At 61.1% G+C, this 19558-nt stretch carries 17 protein-coding genes; 8 read left to right on the top strand and 9 right to left on the bottom strand.

Features of this window, described 5'->3' with window-relative positions; genetic code table 11:
* Positions 1 to 7: 7 nt before the first annotated feature.
* Entirely contained in the window at positions 8 to 544 is a 537-nt protein-coding gene (locus tag Q7U49_RS13155; RefSeq protein ID WP_304764717.1) for a phasin family protein, read from the bottom strand.
* 192 nt (positions 545 to 736) lie between these two features.
* Between Q7U49_RS13155 and Q7U49_RS13160 the strand changes: the two genes are divergently transcribed.
* The 5 genes from Q7U49_RS13160 to Q7U49_RS13180 all read left to right on the top strand — a co-directional run bounded on the left by Q7U49_RS13160 (position 737) and on the right by Q7U49_RS13180 (position 5509).
* Positions 737 to 1672 carry a histone deacetylase gene (locus Q7U49_RS13160; protein ID WP_304764718.1) on the top strand — a complete coding sequence of 312 codons (936 nt, stop codon included), beginning with the start codon at positions 737 to 739 and terminating at the stop codon, positions 1670 to 1672.
* Between the two features lie 107 nt (positions 1673 to 1779).
* A complete protein-coding gene (locus tag Q7U49_RS13165; RefSeq protein WP_304764719.1) occupies positions 1780 to 2598 on the top strand; it encodes a (Fe-S)-binding protein in 819 nt (272 codons plus the stop codon).
* The gene (locus Q7U49_RS13170) at positions 2595 to 3317 is read left to right on the top strand and encodes a lactate utilization protein (protein WP_304764720.1); all 723 of its coding nucleotides are present in this window, start codon (positions 2595 to 2597) and stop codon (positions 3315 to 3317) included. The genes Q7U49_RS13165 and Q7U49_RS13170 overlap by 4 nt, the downstream gene beginning before the upstream one ends.
* On the top strand, positions 3314 to 4744 hold the full coding sequence (locus Q7U49_RS13175; RefSeq protein ID WP_304764721.1) for a LutB/LldF family L-lactate oxidation iron-sulfur protein: 1431 nt from the start codon (positions 3314 to 3316) through the stop codon (positions 4742 to 4744). The genes Q7U49_RS13170 and Q7U49_RS13175 overlap by 4 nt, the downstream gene beginning before the upstream one ends.
* A gap of 108 nt (positions 4745 to 4852) precedes the next feature.
* Positions 4853 to 5509, top strand: coding sequence for a nitroreductase (locus Q7U49_RS13180; protein ID WP_304764756.1), 657 nt, complete (start codon positions 4853 to 4855; stop codon positions 5507 to 5509).
* Here the strand turns inward: Q7U49_RS13180 and bamC are convergent.
* From bamC to Q7U49_RS13220, 8 genes are all read right to left on the bottom strand, one after another.
* Positions 5502 to 6584: an outer membrane protein assembly factor BamC gene (bamC, locus tag Q7U49_RS13185; RefSeq protein ID WP_304764722.1), complete on the bottom strand. Its 1083-nt coding sequence runs from the start codon at positions 6582 to 6584 to the stop codon at positions 5502 to 5504. The genes Q7U49_RS13180 and bamC overlap by 8 nt on opposite strands.
* A gap of 57 nt (positions 6585 to 6641) precedes the next feature.
* Positions 6642 to 7535 carry a 4-hydroxy-tetrahydrodipicolinate synthase gene (dapA, locus tag Q7U49_RS13190; protein WP_304764723.1) on the bottom strand — a complete coding sequence of 298 codons (894 nt, stop codon included), beginning with the start codon at positions 7533 to 7535 and terminating at the stop codon, positions 6642 to 6644.
* A gap of 28 nt (positions 7536 to 7563) precedes the next feature.
* Entirely contained in the window at positions 7564 to 8139 is a 576-nt protein-coding gene (locus tag Q7U49_RS13195; RefSeq protein ID WP_304764724.1) for a bifunctional 2-polyprenyl-6-hydroxyphenol methylase/3-demethylubiquinol 3-O-methyltransferase UbiG, read from the bottom strand.
* Positions 8139 to 8264 (bottom strand): hypothetical protein, encoded by a 126-nt coding sequence (locus Q7U49_RS13200; protein ID WP_304764725.1) that lies wholly within the window; start codon positions 8262 to 8264, stop codon positions 8139 to 8141. Before Q7U49_RS13200 ends, Q7U49_RS13195 begins: the two co-directional genes overlap by 1 nt.
* A 4-nt stretch (positions 8265 to 8268) precedes the next feature.
* The gene (locus tag Q7U49_RS13205; RefSeq protein ID WP_304764726.1) at positions 8269 to 9489 is read right to left on the bottom strand and encodes an MFS transporter; all 1221 of its coding nucleotides are present in this window, start codon (positions 9487 to 9489) and stop codon (positions 8269 to 8271) included.
* A 52-nt stretch (positions 9490 to 9541) separates the two neighbouring features.
* The gene (locus tag Q7U49_RS13210) at positions 9542 to 10495 is read right to left on the bottom strand and encodes a branched-chain amino acid ABC transporter substrate-binding protein (RefSeq protein WP_304764727.1); all 954 of its coding nucleotides are present in this window, start codon (positions 10493 to 10495) and stop codon (positions 9542 to 9544) included.
* On the bottom strand, positions 10458 to 11372 hold the full coding sequence (locus Q7U49_RS13215) for a diguanylate cyclase domain-containing protein (RefSeq protein WP_304764728.1): 915 nt from the start codon (positions 11370 to 11372) through the stop codon (positions 10458 to 10460). Before Q7U49_RS13215 ends, Q7U49_RS13210 begins: the two co-directional genes overlap by 38 nt.
* Before the next feature lie 112 nt (positions 11373 to 11484).
* Entirely contained in the window at positions 11485 to 13449 is a 1965-nt protein-coding gene (locus Q7U49_RS13220; RefSeq protein ID WP_304764729.1) for a biliverdin-producing heme oxygenase, read from the bottom strand.
* A 183-nt stretch (positions 13450 to 13632) separates the two neighbouring features.
* Here Q7U49_RS13220 and Q7U49_RS13225 point away from each other — a divergent pair, with 183 nt between their 5' ends.
* The 3 genes from Q7U49_RS13225 (at position 13633) to Q7U49_RS13235 (ending at position 19548) form a co-directional block, all read left to right on the top strand.
* Entirely contained in the window at positions 13633 to 15612 is a 1980-nt protein-coding gene (locus tag Q7U49_RS13225; RefSeq protein ID WP_304764730.1) for a DNA topoisomerase IV subunit B, read from the top strand.
* Between the two features lie 74 nt (positions 15613 to 15686).
* Positions 15687 to 18056, top strand: a complete 2370-nt coding sequence (parC, locus tag Q7U49_RS13230; RefSeq protein ID WP_304764731.1) for a DNA topoisomerase IV subunit A — start codon at positions 15687 to 15689, stop codon at positions 18054 to 18056.
* 121 nt (positions 18057 to 18177) lie between these two features.
* On the top strand, positions 18178 to 19548 hold the full coding sequence (locus Q7U49_RS13235; protein ID WP_304764732.1) for a tryptophanase: 1371 nt from the start codon (positions 18178 to 18180) through the stop codon (positions 19546 to 19548).
* The last annotated feature ends 10 nt before the right edge of the window (positions 19549 to 19558 follow it).

Raw genomic sequence — 19558 nt, forward strand, 5'->3', positions numbered from 1 at the left:
GTATCAATTAACGCTTTTTGGCAGCTGGCTTGGCCGTTGCAGTGGAAGCCACAGCGTTGAAGTTGGCTTCGGCCACTTCAGTCGCTTGCTTGACCGCTTTTTGCACAGATTCCAGGGCGTTGGTGGCAGCAGCCACCGAGCTCTTCATCACAGCCACGGCGGTTTCGGAACCAGCAGGTGCATTTTTGGCGGCGGCTTCAACCATGCCAGCAAATTGTTGCTGGGCTTCAGCAGCCTGGCTCTCGAAAGCCTTGGTGAACTCGCTGGAAGCGCCCGTGGCGATTTCGTACAGGTGACGGCTGTAAGCAGCGGTTTTTTCAGCCAGAGGTTGCAGCAGGCTGGATTGCAGTGCCATCAATTCCTGGGCATCCTTCACGCTCAACATGGCCTTGGTGGTGTCACCGGTCTCAGCCAGAGCAGCTTTGGAGGCGCTCATGTTGAGTTCGACAATCTTTTCCACGCCTTCGAAGGCCTTGGCGGTCAGGCCCAACAGGGTTTCAACATTGGCTTTTTGTGAGGCCATCACTTGTTCTACGGTCAGCATATTCAATTCTCCAGAAGGTTAGTAAAAAGGTATCTGCGCCGAAACTGAGTGAGACCCGGTTTATGTTGCAGTGCAGCATGGGATGAATTATAGGGTTATCCCGTGTCTGCGCAAGCTTTTTTTGTTGCATTGCAGCAAATTAGAGACGAGTTTCTAAAAATGCCGATGTTGTCATCAAGACAAAATGAGACCATGCAAGCTTTTTATTCAGACCATTTCGTTTTGCCCTTGCCGCCGGGGCATCGGTTCCCAATGGCCAAGTACGCCATGCTGCGTGAAGCCATCACGCAGCAGTTGCCAGCAGTGAGCTTGCTGGAGGCGCCGGTTGCCAGTGATGGCCAGCTGGCGCTGGTTCACACACCCGATTACATCGACAGTTTGGTGAGCGGTCAGATCAGTGCCGCGGCCATGCGCGAGATTGGCTTTCCCTGGAGCGAATTCATGGTGGAGCGGGCGCGGCGTTCGGTCGGCGCCACCGTGGCGGCGGTGCGCTCGGCACTCCGGAGCGGCATTGCCGCCAACCTGGCGGGCGGTACGCACCATGCCTATGCGGCCAAGGGCGGCGGGTTTTGCGTGTTCAATGATGTGGCAGTCGCCGCCCGGCTGGCGCAGTCTGAATGGCACAGGCAACACCGCCAACTGCTGAAGGTGGCGGTGATCGACCTCGACGTGCATCAGGGCAATGGCACGGCACATATTTTTCAGCAGGACGACAGCGTCTTCACGCTGTCACTGCATGGCGACAAGAACTTTCCTTTTCGCAAGGAAGCCAGTGACCTTGATGTCGCGCTGCCGGACGGTTGCCAGGATGCGGACTACCTGGCGGCGCTGGAGCTGGCGCTGCAAGCGCTGGACCAGCGCTTTGCCCCCGGCCTGGTGCTGTACCTGGCCGGCGCCGACCCCTATGCGGGGGATCGGCTGGGGCGCCTGGCTCTGACCCCCGACGGACTGGAAGCGCGCGATCGGCGTGTGTTTGACTGGTGCCACCAGCGCAGGATTCCTGTGGCCTTTGTGATGGCGGGCGGTTATGGCCGGCAGATTGACGAAACGGTCCGGATCCAAAGCCGCACTTTCCGTGCGGGCCTGTCCTATGCGCAGCGCTGGGGTACCGACCACCGCGGGCATTGAAATTATTGAATAACCGGTGGTGCGAATATCACAAGAAGAATCGCCTGAAATGTTTCACAATTCGCCATGGCACGCCAAACGCGTGTGACAACAAGGAGACTGATTTCATGGCGTTGACCCCTTTTGAAGCGCGAAGCTACCCACAAAAACCGACCGATGTTTACCTGTTTGCCACTTGCCTGATTGACCAGTTCACGCCCGAGGCCGGGCTGGACACGGTGCGTCTGCTGGAGCGCGAGGGCATCCGGGTGCATTACCTGGAAGCGCAAACCTGCTGTGGTCAGCCCGCCCACAGCAGCGGTTTTCCGGACGAGGCCCGCGCCGTGGCCTTGCAACAATTGAATCTGTTTGTCGAACCCTGGCCGGTGGTGATTCCGTCGGGTTCGTGTGGCGGCATGATCCGCAAGCATTACCCGCATCTGTTTGCCGACGACCCGGTGCTGCACGCCAAGGCCGTCGACCTGTCCGGGCGGGTTTATGAACTCAGTGAATTCCTGGTGCACGTGGTCAATTTCAGCCAGCCCGACCTGGGCGCACCGTGCACCATCGCGCTGCATACCTCGTGCCATGCACGCCGTGAGATGGGTGTGCACGAGACCAGCGTGGCGCTGTTGGACAGCATGGCGCAGGTGAGCGTGGTGGTGCAGGCGCGCATTGAGGAATGTTGCGGCTTTGGTGGTACCTTTGCCATGCGCTACCCCGACATCTCCGAGGCCATCGTCAGCGACAAGGTGGCCGCCATCCGTGACACCGGCGCCGCGTCGCTGGTCAGCGCCGACTGCGGTTGCCTGCTCAACATCACCGGCCGCGCCGCCAAGCAGGATGAGCTGGCCGGGCTGCCCCAAGCCACGCTGCCGGGTGAGCATCTGGCAAGCTTTTTGTGGCGGCGAACGACCGAAGCAGCCAATCAGGGAGACGCCGCATGAACGCCACCATGAACCCCACTGCTGCGGCTGAAGCCAACGCGCGCAGCAGTATTCTGGCGCGCCTGCGTGCGCCCGCCACACCTGCGCCGCTGCCACTGCCCGACGTCAGCGCCTGGTTTGCCGCGCACCAGCGCCACGAGGACAACGCCCAGCGCGTCAGCCGCATGCGTGCTGCACTGGAAGCCGTCAAGACGGAGGTGCACGACACCACGGTAGCCGACTGGCCTGAACTTTTGTTGCGCCTGATCGCCGCCAAGGGGCTGCGCAACCTGCTGATTGGGACCGACACACCGCACGGCGCTGAACTGGAGGCGCGTCAGCCTGCCAATCTGGAGCTCAAGCGTTATGCCGAGTCCATCGATTCCTGGCGTGACGTGCTGTTTGATGAGGTGGATGCCTCGCTGACGCTGGCCAAAAGCGCCATTGCCGAGATTGGCAGCCTGATTGTGTGGCCCACGCCACAAGAGCCGCGGCTGATGTCGCTGGTGCCCTCGGTGCACTTTGTGCTGCTCGACGTGGCCAACATTCATGCTGATTTTTACTCCGCCATGACCAGTGAGGGCTGGAAAGACAGCCTGCCCACCAATGCCTTGCTGATTTGCGGCCCGTCCAAGACCGCCGACATTCAGCAGACGCTGGCTTATGGTGCCCATGGCCCGCGTGAACTGGTGGTGCTGTTGCGCCACGCTCAAGCCCTCACACCAGGAGCCGCCGCATGAGCCAGGTCATCAAAATCCACCCGATGGAAGACTTCAAGGCGCGCAGCCGCGATGTGCTCAACGACCCGGGCCAACGCAAGAATTTTCGTGGTGCCATGGACTTCCTGCAGGCCAAAAGGCGCGCCCAGTTTCCGGACCAAGAGGAGCTGCAGGGGCTGCGTGAACTCGGTTCGCAGATCCGCCGCTACAGCCTGGCCAACCTGCCGCGTTTGCTGGAGCAGCTCGAAGCCCGACTCACCGCCAACGGTATTCAGGTGCACTGGGCGCAAAACCCCGATGAAGCCAACGCCATTGCGCTGGGCATTGCCCAACGGGTCAAGGCCAAGCGTGTCATCAAGGGCAAGTCGATGGTGAGCGAGGAGGTGGGCTTCAACCACGCCATGGAGGCGGCCGGCATCGAAGCCCTGGAATCCGACATGGGCGAGTACATTGTGCAACTGGCCGGTGAAGCGCCGTCGCACATCATCATGCCGGCGATCCACAAGACCAAGCAGGCCATTGCCGAGTTGTTTGCCAAGGAAATCCCGGGTGTGGCCTATACCGAAGACGTCGACGCGCTGATCCGTATTGGCCGCAAGGTGCTGCGGCGCAAGTTTGCCGATGCCGACATCGGCCTCTCGGGCGTCAACTTCTGTGTGGCCGAAACCGGTACCCTGTGCCTGGTGGAAAACGAAGGCAATGGCCGCATGTGCACCACCGTGCCCAAGGTTCACATTGCCATCACCGGCATTGAAAAAGTGGTGGAGAAGCTCGAACACGTGCCCCCGCTGTACAGCTTGCTGGCGCGCTCGGCGACCGGCCAGGCGGTCACCACCTATTTCAACCTGATCAGCGGCCCGCGCAAGCCCGGCGAAAAAGATGGCCCCGAAGAGGTGCACCTGATCCTGCTCGACAACGGCCGCACCCAGGCCTATGCCGACGAAGAACTGCGCGAAACCCTCAAGTGCATCCGCTGCGGCGCCTGCATGAACCATTGCCCGGTGTACGCGCGCATTGGCGGCCACGCCTACGGCACCACCTACCCGGGCCCGATCGGGGCCATCATCTCGCCGCACATGCTGGGCCTGGACGCCACCTATCCGCTGGCTTTTGCCTCGACGCTGTGCGGTGCCTGTGTTGAGGTGTGCCCGGTCAAGATCCCGATCACCGACATCCTGGTGCGCCTGCGCAATGAATCACAGGCCAAGCCTGAAAGCGAAGACGCCACCTTGCGTGGCAGTGGTGCCGGACGCACCGTGGCCAGCAGCGCGGTCTGGAACGTCTGGGCGCAGGTCTACGGCCGCACCGGCCTGTACAAGCTGGCGTCGTGGTTCATGAGCCGGGGCCGCGCCTTGTCGCCGTCCGAGCAGGGCGCCTGGACGCGCAGTCGGACACCGCTGGTGCCGGCGCCCAAGCGCCTGCGCGACCTTTTGAAAGAGAGAAAATAGCGACCCCTGACACCTCAAAACCAATTTGGAGAAACGCTTTTGACCACCGAAGACTTACCCGGTGCCGACCTGCATGTCGCCACCATTGACACGGCCATCACCTCGCGCATGTCCACCCGCGCCTTTTCCCAACAAGCCGTGCCACACCAGACCCTGCATGACATCCTGCAGGTGGCCAGCCGGGCGCCGTCGGGTACCAACACCCAGCCCTGGAAGGTTTACGTGCTGCAGGGCCAGAGCCGTGACAGCCTGGTGGCCAAGGTCTGCGCCGCCCATGACGCACTGCGCGCCGACCCGGCATTGGCTGCCCAGTACCGGGAAGAATATGACTATTACCCGGAAAAATGGGTGAGTCCCTACATCGACCGTCGTCGCGAAAATGGCTGGGGTTTGTACAACTTGCTGGGCATTGGCAAGGGCGACAAGGACAAGATGCACGCGCAACACCAGCGCAACTACCGGTTTTTTGATGCACCGGTGGGCTTGATGTTCACCATTGATCGGGTCATGGGGCGCGGTTCCTTGCTTGACTATGGCATGTTTCTGCAAAACATCATGGTGGCGGCCCGCGCCCGTGGCCTGCACACCTGCCCGCAGGCGGCCTGGAACGGCTACGCCAGCCTCATCATGCCGCACCTTGGTGCGGGTGCCGATGAAATGCTGGTGTGCGGCATGGCGCTGGGTTACGCCGATGAGACCGAGCCGGTGAACAGCTTCCACACGCCGCGCGTGGCGGTGTCAGAGTTCACCCACTTTCTTACTTGAGGTCGTCTGCCAGGACTTTCACGATGCGCTGTGCGTCTGCTGTTGCAGCTGCGCTGCCATCGGCGTTTTGCACCGACACCGTGCTGTTCTTGCCCTGACTCAGCACCGAAATCCTGAATTTTTGCGGTGCGCTGTCGGGCTTGGACGAGCCGAAGAGCTTGCCGAAGAAACCGGGTTCGGCTTTTTCTGCATTGGGAGCCACGTAGCGCACAAAGTAAATGCCTTTGCTGCGGTCACGGTCTTCCACCGTGAAGTTGGTGCGGTCCAGCGACAGACCGACGCGGCGCCAGGCGCGATCAAACTCGTCATCCAGGCGCACCACGGGCTGACCGTTGACCGAGTCAATCCGGGCCACCTGGCTCACTGGCCCGGCAGCGACCAGGGCTTTGGATTGCTCTTCGGAAATGCCCAGCTTGACCATCAGGCGGCGCAAGAATTCGGCTTCGAGCTCGGGGTCGGCTGCGCGGGGTTGCCACACGGTCTGGTCCTTGCTGGTGCTGCTGTACACCTCGACCATGCCGCGGTGGCTGATGAAGATGTCGGTGCCGCCGCTGGCGTTGCGCTCCAGGCGGGTGCGGAACTTGTCGCGCTCACCCGTGGAGTACAGCGAATCAAACACCTTGCCAATGGTGCTGCGAATGATGTCCTGTGGAATCTTGGCCCGGTTTTCAGCCCAGTCGGTTTCCATGATGCCCAGATTGGCCTGGTCCATCACCAGCAAAAAGCCGCTCTCGATCCAGAAGTCTTTCACCGGGTCCCACAATTTGTCGGCCGGGCGGCTGATCACCAGCCAGCGCTGGTTGCCGGCGCGCTCGATGCGCACATCGCCCAGCGACGTGGCCGCAGTGGGTGTGCTCTGGGTTGCAAGCTGACCAATTTGAAAGCTCGAGGCGGTGACGGCGGTACCTGGCACGGCATAACGCGTTTCGCGCGACAGTTGGGTCAGGTCGGGCGGCACTTCAAGCGTCGGCGCCTTGCCGGCGCTTTTGTAGTCCACCTTGTCGGTCTCCAGCACCGAGCAGGCGCCCAGTGTCAGGGTCAGGCCAAGGATTGCAAGTCTGGAAATAGGGTTCACAAAAGTTCCTTCGGGTCAAAGATCGGGTCAGCAGGTGAAAAAAGGGTCAACCTGGCGTTAAATCAGGCCAACATCGCGCAGGGCGGCTTCCACCACCGGCACGTTGGCCGGGGTCAGGTCGGTCATCGGAAGGCGCAGCGTGCCCCCACAACGGTTCATGCGCGCCACGGCCCATTTCACCGGAATGGGGTTGGCTTCGACAAACAGGGTCTTGTGCAACGGCATCAACTTGAATTGGATTTCCATGGCATGTTTGGCATCGCCGGCAAGGGCGGCCATGCACAGCTCGTGCATCAGGCGCGGCGCCACGTTGGCCGTGACGCTGATGTTGCCGTGACCACCACACAGCATCAAGGCCACTGCGGTGGGGTCATCACCCGAATAAATGGCAAAGTTTTCCGGCGCTTCGCGAACCAGCCATTGGGCCCGGTCGATGTTGCCGGTGGCCTCCTTGATACCCACGATGCCGGGCACCTGGGCCAGGCGCAGTGCGGTTTCGACGGTCATGTCCGCTACCGTGCGTCCGGGCACGTTGTACAGCACCATGGGCAGGTCAACGGCTTCGGCGATGGCCTTGAAGTGCTGGTATTGGCCTTCCTGGGTGGGCTTGTTGTAGTAGGGCACAACCTGCAATTGGTAATCTGCGCCTACTTTTTTGGCGAACTTGGCGAGTTCAATGGCCTCTGCAGTGCAGTTGGAGCCGCAGCCCGCCATGATGGGCACGCGCTTGTTGGCCTGTTCGACCGACACCCGGATGATTTCGCAGTGTTCCTGCACGCTGACCGTGGGCGATTCGCCGGTGGTGCCCACCACGCCAATGCAATCCGTGCCCTCGGCAATGTGCCAGTCGATCAGTTTGCGCAGTGCCGGGTAGTCGACGCTGCCGTCAGGGTGCATGGGGGTGACCAGGGCAACGATACTGCCGGTGAGTTGGGGCTTTGAATGTGGCATCTTGTCTTGTCGTAATTGGATTAACGTGTCATTTTAGCGAGAGCGGGTAACGCGCGGGTGGCTGAGTCGCGTCAAAGCCGTGCAAGGGCCTGAAAGCCGCAATGCGCTGCACAAAGCGTTCGGGGTTCGCCAGATAGCCGTCTTCAAAGGCCACGGTGCGCAGGCTGTGGCACAACTGCAGCAATTCGCCGGTTTGCAGCAGGAAGTCGGGCCGGGACGGCTTGCCCACGGTCTCGTTGCCCTGGGCAAAAGTTTCATACAGCAGCAAGCCACCCGGGGCCAGGCTTTGCAGCAGCACCGGAAACAGCGGTCGCCACAGGTAATTGGTGACCAGGACCACGTCGAATGGCTGCGGCAAGCCGTTTTGCAGCAACGGCCAGGGGCCGCCTTCGATGTCGGCCTGGACCGTGTCGCCGTAACGACTGGCCCCGGCCAGTGCCTCGGCCGAGCGGTCGATGCCGGTGCAATGGCAAGCCCGTTGGCTCAGCCATGCCATGTGGCGCCCCGAGCCGCAAGCGACGTCCAACACCCGTGCGCCTTCCGGTATCAGGTGTTGCCAACGATTGACCCAGTCAGAGGGTTCGCCCACGTTATGGCCTGACATTAAAAACACCCCCAGACCTGGTTGGCCAGCGTCATCGTGAAATCAGGCCGGGTGTACAGGGCAAACACCAGGCCCAGCACCACCAGCAGCGCGGCGTAGATCAGGGCTTTGTGCAGCGGCTTCATGGCTTCAGGCCCCTTGCGGCAAGGGCGTGCGCGCGATGGCAGCTTCCTTGATCGGCAAATTGACCAGTGCTGCCAATACGCCGAGTGCGATCGCGATGTACCAGACGATGTCGTAACTGCCGGTGCGGTCATACAAAAATCCGCCCAGCCAGACCCCCAGGAAGGAGCCGATCTGGTGGCTGAAGAAGACAAAGCCGCCAAGCATCGACAAGTGCGCCACGCCAAAAATCTGGGCCACCATGGCGTTGGTGGGCGGCACCGTGGACAACCACAGCAGGCCCATGACAGCAGAGAATACATAGACGCTCATGGGCGTCAGGGGTACCAGTAAAAACACGCTGATGATCACAGCGCGTGTCAGATAAATGAAGGCCAGAATGTTCTTTTTCTGCATGCGCTGGCCCAGCACGCCGGCCGCGTAGGTGCCAAACACGTTGAACAGGCCAATCAGCGCCAGCGAGGTGCTGGCCACGTTGGCGGCCAGGCCCTGGTCTTTCAAGTAACTGGGCATGTGCACACCAATGAACACCACCTGGAAGCCACAGACAAAGTAGCCGGCCATCAGCAGCTGGAAGCTGCGGTAGCGAAACGCCTCGCGCAGCGCCTGCATGATGGACTGTTCGCGAAAATGCCCGGCACCACCGCGGAAATGGGGTTCGCGCAAGCCCCAGGCCAGCGGCATGATCAACAACGCCGCCAGCGCCAGCGCCACCAGCGCTTGCTGCCAACCGAGAAAATCGATCAGAAAACCTTCGGTGGGCACCATCAAAAACTGGCCAAAGGAGCCCGCTGCAGCGGCCACGCCCATGGCCCAGGAGCGCTTGCTGGCGCTGATGTTGCGGCCGATCACGCCATAAATGACGGCGTAGGTGGTGCCAGCCTGGGCGGTGCCAATCAGCACGCCCGCGCTCAAGCTCAACTGCAGCGCCGTGGTGGCGTAAGCCATGCCCCCCAGCCCCAGAGCGTAGAGCAGTGCACCGCCCACGATGACGCGGAAGGCACCAAAGCGGTCGGCCAACATGCCGGCAAAAATGCCGGTCACGCCCCAGGTCAAGTTTTGAATGGCCAGCGCAAAAGCAAAGGTTTCACGGTTCCAGTCCAGGCTCTGTGTCATGGGCTGCAGCCACAGGCCGAAGCCGTGACGGATGCCCATGGACAGGGTGACGATGGCGGCACCGCACACCAGCACCTGGGTCATGGAAAGCGTCTTGGAGGAATGCGACATGCGTCAAATATACCGGACTATGCCCGTGCCGCGCCCGCCAAGCCTTGCCGCATCAGTTCATTTCAGCGCGCACGTTGTTCTTGAACTCGTACAGCGTCACAGCCGGCACGGTCAACTCGCCTTTGGGGGTGAATGCGATGTTGGCGGTGATGCCCTTGAGCTTGGTTTTTCCGATGAACGGCACGTAGACGACGGGGTCAACCGAATTGGCGCGCTTCATGGCGTCCACCAAGACGAAGGTGGCGTCATAGGCGTAGGGGCTGTAAATCTGGAACTGGCCCGGAAAGCGGGCATCGTACTTATTCTTCCAGGCTGCGCCGCCCTGCATCTTCTCCACCGAGGCACCACCGGTGGCGCAGGTGACGTTTTTCATGGTGGTCGCCTTGCTGGACAGTTCGCCCAGCTTCTCGGTGCACAGACCGTCACCGCCAAAGAACTTGACATTGGTCATGCCCAACTGCTCCATCTGGCGCAGCATGGGACCCGCCTGGGAGTCAAGGCCGCCATAAAAAACCGCATCGGGCTTCTTGCTCTTGATGTTGGTCAGGATGGCCATGAAGTCGGTGGCCTTGTCGGTGGTGAATTCTTCAGCCAGGACTTGCATGCCCTTTTGCTTGGCGGTGGCCTTGAACACATTGGCCAGGCCCTGGCCATAAGCCGTGCGGTCATCGATCACGGCGACCGTTTTGAGTTTCAGCTTGTCATTGGCATACACAGCCAGCGCCGAGCCCAGCGCGTTGTCGTCGGCAATCAGACGGAAGGTGGTGGCGTAGCCGCGTTTGGTGACGTCGGGGTTGGTGGCTGCGACCGTGATGTGCGGTAAATCGCATTTGTTGTACACCGAAGAAGCCGGGATGGTGGTGCCCGATTGCAGGTGACCGACCACACCGGCCACCTTGGAGTCGCACAGCTTTTGCGCCACGGCGGTCGCCTGACGCGGATCGCCTGCGTCGTCCTCGGCTGCCAGCTCAAACTTGCCCCTTGGCTTGATAAAACCGGATGGCATTGCGGCCAGCATTTTTGGCCTGGTACATCGCGGTATCAGCCCACTTCAGCAGGTCGCTGACAGAGGCCTGCTGGCCGCAGAACATCACCACGCCCAGACTGGCGGAGCATTGGTGTTCGATCAGGTGTTCAGCTTGACCGTTCTGGCTGATCGTCAGAGCGTAGGCCTGGGTGAGGGCGGAGCGAATTTTCTCTGCAATGACCGATGCGCGCTTCAGAGAAGTGGCCTGGTCTGCAAACAGGTCGCTGAGCAGGATGACAAATTCGTCGCCGCCAAAGCGGGACACCGTGTCCGTCTCGCGCACGCACTTTTTCAGCTGCGCCGCGACCTGGCACAACAGTGCATCGCCGACGTCGTGTCCATGGCTGTCGTTCACCAATTTGAAATTGTCCAGGTCCAGGAAAATCAGCGCGCCATGACGGCCACTGCGTTTGCTGGCCGCCAGGGCCTGGCTCAAGCGGTCGTTCATCAGTCTGCGATTGGGCAGGTGGGTGAGCGGGTCATAGAAAGCGAGTTGGTGCACCCGTTCTTCCATCTGCTTGCGCTCGGTGGTGTCACGCTGCACCGACACCCAGTGGGTGAACCAGCCCTGCTCATTGGCCACGGGAACAATCTCGAATTCATTCCAGTACGACGTTCCGTCCTTGCGGTAATTCAGCAGTTCCGCGCGGATCGGCCGCCATTGGGTCATTGCCTCGCGCACCCGGTCAAGCGTGGCACGGTCGGTACCCGGCCCCTGCAACATGCGCGGGGTATTGCCAATGACTTCTTCCGGGCTGTAGCCGTTGCGTTCGTAAAAAATCTTGTTGACCCAGACGATGCGTGGTCCGGGTTGGCTGAAGGGTTCCGCTTCGGTGATCACAACAGCATCATTCATGTGGTCGATGCACACCTCAAGCAATTTTGGCAGGTCGGGAATGGAAGGGATCAACATGAGGTCCCATTCTCAGCCAGAAGTGGGCGCCAGTAGCGTCGCGGAAAAAAAGTTCTCAAGCCTCGTACTGTGCGAGTTTTTGCGCAAATTCATCCAGGGAAGCAATACAGGTGGTGTTGGGGTAGGTTTGCAGGGTCTCCATTCCGGCCCAGCGGAACGCCTGCCCGCCCACCAGAATCGGCAGTTCGGGGTGGTGGTGGTTGACAGCGTCGATGGTTTTGATCAGTGAAGCCAGGTTGGATGGCAGGCTCAATGACAAGCCCAGCAGGGTCGGATGAAGCGTCTCGATGATGCGCAGCAAATCCGGGATGCTTGTGTTGGCCCCGTGAAAGTGACTGTCCCATCCGTGGATTTGACAAAAATCAGCCATCATGCGCGCGCCAAGTTGGTGAAACTCATCCGCAACACAAGCAATGACCATGTTTTTGTTTTTCTTGCGTTCCTTGCTGGCCAGAGGCAGTATCAGGCTCAGCATCTGCCCCGTGATGGCCGTGGCCAGGTGTTCCGACGCGACCGTCATTTGCTCGTGCTCCCAGCACTCTCCCACGTCGTACATGGCGCGCTGAAGCAGCCCGATGTACAAGTCCTGGACGCTGGCCCCCTGGGCCATCAACGCTTGAACCATCCCGGCGCAAAGCTCACGCTTGCCAGCCAATAATGCTGCCAGGTAGGGTTGATACACAGACTCATCAATGCCGCGATGCCTGGGTATCGCCTCATGATGCCACTGGGCATGGGCTTGAGGGAAGGCCATTTGAATGGCTTGCGCCAGCGTGTGATAAACCGCAGAGATCCATTCGTCCGGAAAGCGCGATGCGTCGGTGAGCCAGCGCCGCAGGTTCTGAATCGCATGGACACTGCCATTCAGATCATCGGTGATGGCACAGCCGATCAACAAGCCAATGTCTGGCAGGTGAGCGCGCCATTGTTCCCCCACCGTCTGGTCAAAGCCATCGGCCAGGCTTTGGAGTTGCACATCGCTCAAATATTTGCGCCGAGACGCCTGCAGGTCGGCTGCTCCGATCAACAATTTCTCATAGCTGGATTGCCGTTCAGGAATGGCCGCCACGAGTTCGGTGACCAGAATTTCGAGTTGTTTTTCAAGTAAATAACTCGGCATGCCACGGCCTGCCAGAACGCGTCCGAGCCAGCGCACCTGTTGCAGGATTTGCGTGGCTGGGTATTGGTGCAGCGTCGCCTGCCAGGCGGCATCGCTGCGGGCAAAACGCCTGCCGCGCTCCCCATATCGCCGCTCGAAATATGGAAAACGCTGCCAACACAGGTCGCCAGCACGCAGGGCGGCCTGTAGCTCGCGGGCATCGGTTGGTACGGCGTGGTAGCCGGCCTCCGGGTTGATGGAGGTGACCAGAAAGACCCTGGATTCAGGCGTAAACGGGTACAAGGCCAGGAAGATGGTTTCCAGTTGCTGAAAGAAGGCAATCGCCGCGTCGGCCACTTGCTGGCGTTGCGCCGCATCAAGCACCAGCGCGTTCATGGCCTGTTTGAACCTGCGCCAACGACGTTGCATGTGATCCGCGTTTCCGCCAAGATAGGCCAGACCGAGCCCCTCTTCGAGCAACAAGGCGCGCGCAAGCATGGGCCGCACGACCATGGCACCCAACATGGATCCCTCCAGCACATAAAGACAGGCCAAAAGGGTCAGCGGCTGCTCGATGGATTGCAGGCGAAGTTGTTGCGCAACAAGCTGGGCTGCTGCCACCGATTCCTTCAGGTCGGCCACTTGGCGTGGCTCAAAGTAATGCAGATCTTGTGCGATCAGGGGCAGTTTGCGCATGTCCTTGTGCCAGACTTGGGCGACGTGCTGATTGGCACTGTCGGTCAGCGCTTGCTCCAGCACACCGTGAATCATCGCCAAGGCGCGCAGTTGTCCGACATACGATTCCAGCGGCAGTTGGCCGGCCGCCAGCGCCACAAAAAAAGGCGCGCGCTGCAATTGGCGATGCACGGCGAAGCTGGCCGTCTTGAGTTGTTCCATGAGCGTGAGTCGCTGCTTGACCATTCCTGATTCCATTGCCGTCGCTGTAACTGAGTGTATTTATTTTTGGTTTGCACACGACAACCTTTTGCCAGGCTGGCGACAGCAGTGGCAAATGTAGCAATGATTTCGCAGAATCAATTGACTGAGGTAATTACTGTTTTTGTATCCAGCTGTTTGAGCGCTGGCTGATTACAATGCGCCGCTATGGCATCCAAACCCTCCACCGCAAACCCCGAATATTCCGAAAACTCGATCCGTGTCCTGAAAGGGCTGGAGCCGGTCAAGCAGCGCCCGGGCATGTACACCCGCACTGACAGCCCGATGCACATCATTCAGGAAGTGCTGGACAACGCTGCCGACGAAGCGCTGGCCGGGCATGGCAAAAAGATCAAGACCATCGTGCACGCTGACGGCTCCATCACCGTCGAAGACGACGGCCGTGGCATCCCGTTTGGCATGCACCCCACCGAGCACGCGCCGGTGATTGAACTGGTGTTCACCCAACTGCACGCCGGTGGCAAGTTCGACAAGGGCCAGGGCGGCGCCTACAGTTTTTCCGGCGGCCTGCATGGCGTCGGTGTGAGCGTGACCAACGCGTTGTCGCTCAAACTGGAAGCCACCACCTACCGCGAAGGCCAGGTGGCACGGCTGGTATTTGCCGGTGGCGACGTAATCGAACCCCTGAGCGTGCGTCCGGCAGGCGAGGGCGACCGCAAGTCGGGCACCACGGTGCGGGTCTGGCCCGACGGCAAATATTTTGAGTCGATGGTACTGCCCATGGCGCATCTGGAGCACCTGTTGCGAAGCAAGGCGGTGCTGATGCCGGGGGTTTCGGTGACCTTGGTTCAGGAGAAGAACAAGGAGACCCAGACCTGGCTTTTCAAAGGGGGCCTGCGTGATTATTTGACCCAAACCCTGACCGGCGAGCCCGTCATTCCGCTGTTTGAAGGCGAGGGTTTTGCCGATGCCCAGCATGACAGTTTTGCCGAAGGCGAGGGCGCGGCCTGGTGTGTGGCGTTTACCGAGGACGGTCAGCCGGTGCGCGAAAGTTATGTCAACCTGATCCCGACGCCTGCCGGTGGCACCCACGAGTCCGGCTTGCGCGATGGCCTGTACACGGCGGTCAAGAGTTTCGTGGAAATGCATTCGCTGTTGCCCAAGGGCGTCAAGCTGCTGCCCGACGACGTGTTTGCGCGCGCCAGCTATGTGTTGTCCACCAAGGTGCTCGACCCGCAGTTCCAGGGCCAGATCAAGGAGCGCTTGAACTCGCGCGATGCGGTGCGCCTGGTGTCGGGTTTTGTCCGGCCGGCGCTGGAACTGTGGTTGAACCAGAACGTTGAATACGGCAAGAAGCTGGCCGAGATCGCCATCAAGGCCGCGCAATCGCGCCAGAAAGCCGGACAGAAGGTCGAAAAGCGCAAGGGTTCGGGCGTGGCGGTGTTGCCGGGCAAGCTGACCGACTGCGAGAGCCGCGACATCTTGGAAAACGAGGTGTTTTTGGTCGAAGGCGACTCGGCCGGTGGCAGCGCCAAGATGGGCCGCAACAAGGAAAGCCAGGCGGTGTTGCCCTTGCGCGGCAAGGTCCTGAACACCTGGGAAGTCGAGCGTGACCGCCTGTTTGCCAACAACGAAATCCACGATATTGCCGTGGCCATTGGCGTCGACCCGCATGGCGTGCATGACTCCCCCGATCTGAGCGGCCTGCGCTACGGCAAGATTTGCATCCTGAGCGATGCCGACGTGGATGGTTCGCACATCCAGGTGCTGCTGCTGACGCTGTTTTTCAAGCACTTCCCCAAGCTGATCGACACCGGCCATGTCTTTGTGGCCCGCCCGCCGCTGTTTCGCGTGGATGCGCCGGCACGTGGCAAAAAGCCGGCGTCCAAGGCCTATGCGCTCGACGAGGGCGAACTTACCGCCATTCTGGACAAGCTGCGCAAGGAAGGGGTGCGCGAGGGCGCCTGGACCATCAGCCGTTTCAAGGGTCTGGGTGAGATGAACGCCGAGCAGCTGTGGGACACCACGCTGAACCCCGACACCCGCCGCTTGCTGCCGGTGCATCTGGGCAGCTTGAGTGTGTTGCAAACGTCGGAGCTCATGACCAAGTTGATGGGCAAGGGTGAGGCGGCGGCACGCCGGGAACTGATGGAGTTGCATGGGGACTCGGTGGAGATTGATGTTTAGGTGTTGGAAAAACTGCCTGCCTCGCGGGTTACTTGGCGCAACGTTGTGTATTTTGAATTTTTGAAACTGGTTTTATGACTGATCAACTCATTATTGAACCCCCAGCACCGCAACCCGAGGGCGACGACGCGCTGAACCTGGCCACCTACGCCCAGCAGGCCTACCTGGAATACGCCCTGAGCGTGGTCAAGGGGCGGGCCTTGCCGGACGTGTGCGACGGCCAGAAGCCGGTGCAGCGGCGTATCCTGTATTCGATGAGCCGCATGGGCCTGGGGTTTGGCGGCGCCAATGGCAACACCGGGGCCAAGCCGGTCAAGTGTGCCCGCGTGGTGGGTGACGTTCTGGGCCGTTACCACCCGCACGGAGACAGTGCCGCCTACGACGCGCTGGTGCGCATGGCGCAGGACTTTTCGCAGCGTTATCCGCTGATCGACGGCCAGGGCAACTTTGGCAGTCGCGACGGTGACGGCGCTGCCGCCATGCGTTACACCGAGGCCCGGCTGGCCAAGATCACCAGCCTGCTGCTCGACGAAATCGACGAAGGCACGGTCGACTTTTCACCCAACTACGACGGCTCCACCGAAGAACCCAAGCAACTGCCGGCACGCCTGCCCTTTGCCCTGCTCAACGGCGCCAGCGGCATTGCCGTGGGCCTGGCCACCGAGATCCCGAGCCACAACCTGCGCGAGGTGGCGGATGCCTGCGTGGCGCTGATCAAGACGCCGAACCTGCCGGACGATGAATTGTTTGCGCTGCTTCCCGGCCCGGACTTTCCGGGTGGCGGCCAGATCATCAGCAGCGCCACCGAGATTGCCGAGGCCTATCGCACCGGCCGTGGCTCACTGAAATGCCGGGCGCGCTGGAAGATCGAGGAACTGGCGCGCGGCCAGTGGCAACTGGTGGTCACCGAGCTGCCGCCCGGCGTGAGCACCCAGCGCGTTCTGGAAGAAATTGAAGAGCTGACCAACCCCAAGATCAAGACCGGCAAAAAAGCCCTGTCGCTGGAGCAAAACCAGCTCAAGGCCACCGTGCTGTCGGTGCTCGACGGGGTGCGCGACGAGTCCAGCAAGGACGCCGCAGTGCGCCTGGTGTGCGAGCCCAAGACCAGCAAGATCGGCCAGCAGGAGCTCATCAACACCTTGCTGGCGCACACCAGCCTGGAAACGTCCAGCCCGATCAACCTGACCATGATCGGGCTCGATGGCCGGCCCACGCTCAAGTCGCTGCGCCAGATGTTCACCGAGTGGATTGCCTTCCGGCAGACCACCATCGAGCGCCGCACGCGGCATCGCTTGAACAAGGTGATGGACCGCATCCACATCCTGGAGGGCCGGGCGCTGGTGCTGCTCAACATCGACGAGGTGATCGCCATCATTCGCCAGGCCGACGAGCCCAGGGCGGCCTTGATCGCACGCTTCAATTTGTCGGAGCGACAAGCCGAGGACATTCTGGAAATCCGACTGCGCCAATTGGCCCGCTTGGAGGCCATCAAGATCGAGCAGGAACTGGCGGGGCTGCGTGAGGAGCAGAACAAGCTGGAAGAAATTCTGGGTAGCCCGGCGGCACTGCGTCGCCTGATGGTGAAGGAAATCGAGGCGGACGCCAAGACCTTTGCCGATGCCCGCCGCACCCTGATCCAGGCCGAGAAAAAAGTGGTGCTCGAAGTCAAGGTGGTGGACGAGCCCGTGACCGTGGTGGTGAGTCAGAAAGGCTGGGTGCGCACACAAAAGGGCTGGGCGCGTGACCGCCTCAATGGCTCCTCCGCACCGGAGTACGCGTTCAAGGCCGGTGATGCGCTGTATGGCACCTTTGAGTGCCGCAGCGTCGACACCTTGCTGGCCTTCGGTTCCAACGGCCGGGTTTATTCCGTGGCGGTGGCGCTGCTGCCTGGCGGGCGGGGCGACGGTCAGCCCATCACCAGCCTGATCGAACTGGAGGCGGGTACCCAGTTGCTGGCTTACTTTGCCGGACCGATGGAAGCCACTTTGTTGCTGAGCAGTTCGGCGGCGTACGGTTTTACCGCCACGGTGGCCAACATGGTCTCGCGGCAAAAAGCAGGCAAGGCCTTTGTCACCGTCAATGAGGGGGAAACCCTGTGCCAGCCCTCGCTGGTGGCCAATGCCGCCACGGCCGTCGCGCCGGCCACCCATGTCGCTTGTGCCTCCACAGGCGGGCGCATTCTGACCTTCGAGGTCAGCGAACTCAAGGCCATGACCAATGGCGGCCGTGGCCTGATGCTGATGGATTTGGAGGCCAAGGACACGCTGGCCGGGGCGGCCGCCTACACCCGCAGCGTGCGCATCGAGGGCATTGGCCGCGGTGGCAAGGCGCGTGAGGAGACGCTGGAGATCCGCAGCCTCAACAACGCCCGCGCGGCGCGTGCGCGCAAGGGCAAGGTGGCCGACCTGGGCTTCAAACCGGTGTCGATCACGCGGGTGGAATAAGGGCAGTCGCATGACCCGGGTCTGGTCATGAATTGACGAATGGTTGTTGGAAATAACCGACACCACGCCCCATTGGGCGGTGCTACCTTCAGATTCTTTAGAAATCCTGCAAGGAAACACCATGCCCAAAACCCTGATCGAGCCGTTTCGCATCAAGAGTGTCGAGCCCATCCGCATGACCACGCGGCCTGAGCGCGAGCAACTGCTCGAAGCCGCCAAACTCAACGTGTTCAAGCTGCACGCCGAAGACGTGCTGATCGACTGGCTGACCGATTCCGGCACCGGCGCCATGTCCTCAAAACAATGGGGCGCCATCATGGAAGGGGATGAGAGTTATGCCGGGGCGCGCAGCTTTTACCGGCTGGAGCGTGTCATCCAGGAGATCACCGGCATGCAGTTTTTTGTGCCCACGCACCAGGGCCGCGCCGCCGAAAAAGTGCTGTTCACGGCGGTGTGCAAAAAGGGCGATGTGGTGCCCAACAACTGCCACTTCGACACCACCCGTGCCAACCTGGAATACCTGGGCGTGCAAGCACTGGACCTGGTGATCCCCGAGGGCCTGCAGCCCGCCACCCTGCATCCGTTCAAGGGCAATATTGACCTGGCGCGGGTCGAGGCCTTGCTCAAGGACCAGGCCGACCAGATTCCGTTTGGCATGATCACCGTGACCAACAACACCGGCGGCGGTCAGCCGGTGTCGATGGCCAACATCCGCGCCTACGCCAAGCTGCTTAAAGCCCATGGCAAGCCCTTCATCATGGATGTCTGCCGCTTTTCCGAAAACGCCATGTTCATCAAGATGCGCGAGCCGGGCTACGAGAACACGCCCATCAAGCAAATCGTGCAAGAGATGTTTTCTTACGCCGACGGTGCCACCATGAGCGCCAAAAAGGACGGCATGGTCAACATGGGCGGCTTCATTGTGTTGCGCAGCGAGGAATGGATGGACGCGGTGCGCAACGTGCTGATCATGACCGAGGGCTTTCCCACCTACGGCGGCCTGGCCGGGCGCGACCTCGAAGCGCTGGCCGTGGGCCTGGAGGAGGGCATGCAGGAAGACTACCTGCGCTACCGCCTGCGCACCGCCGAATACCTGGGCGAGCGCCTGGAGGCGGCCGGTGTGAGTTTTGTCAAACCCACCGGCGGCCATGCGGTCTACATCGACGCGCGCACCGTGCTGCCCGACATGCCCGTGGCCCATTACCCGGCCTGGGCGCTGTGCAACGCGCTGTACCTGGAAGGTGGCATTCGTGGTGTGGAAATCGGCTCGGTGATGTTCGGCAAGCGCCTGGCCGATGGCACGGAAACGTTTCACAGCATGGAGCTGGTGCGCCTGGCTTTTCCAAGGCGCATGTACACCCAGAGTCACTTTGACTATGCGGCCGAGGTGATCGACGAGGTCAAGCAAAAAGCGGCCAGCATCCGGGGTGTGCGCATCACCAAGCAGCCGCAATTTTTGCGGCACTTTACCTGCGAGTGTGCGTGGGTGTGATGTGGGGAAC

The organism is Rhodoferax sp., from assembly GCF_030653815.1.
Taxonomy (GTDB): Bacteria; Pseudomonadota; Gammaproteobacteria; order Burkholderiales; family Burkholderiaceae_C; genus Rhodoferax.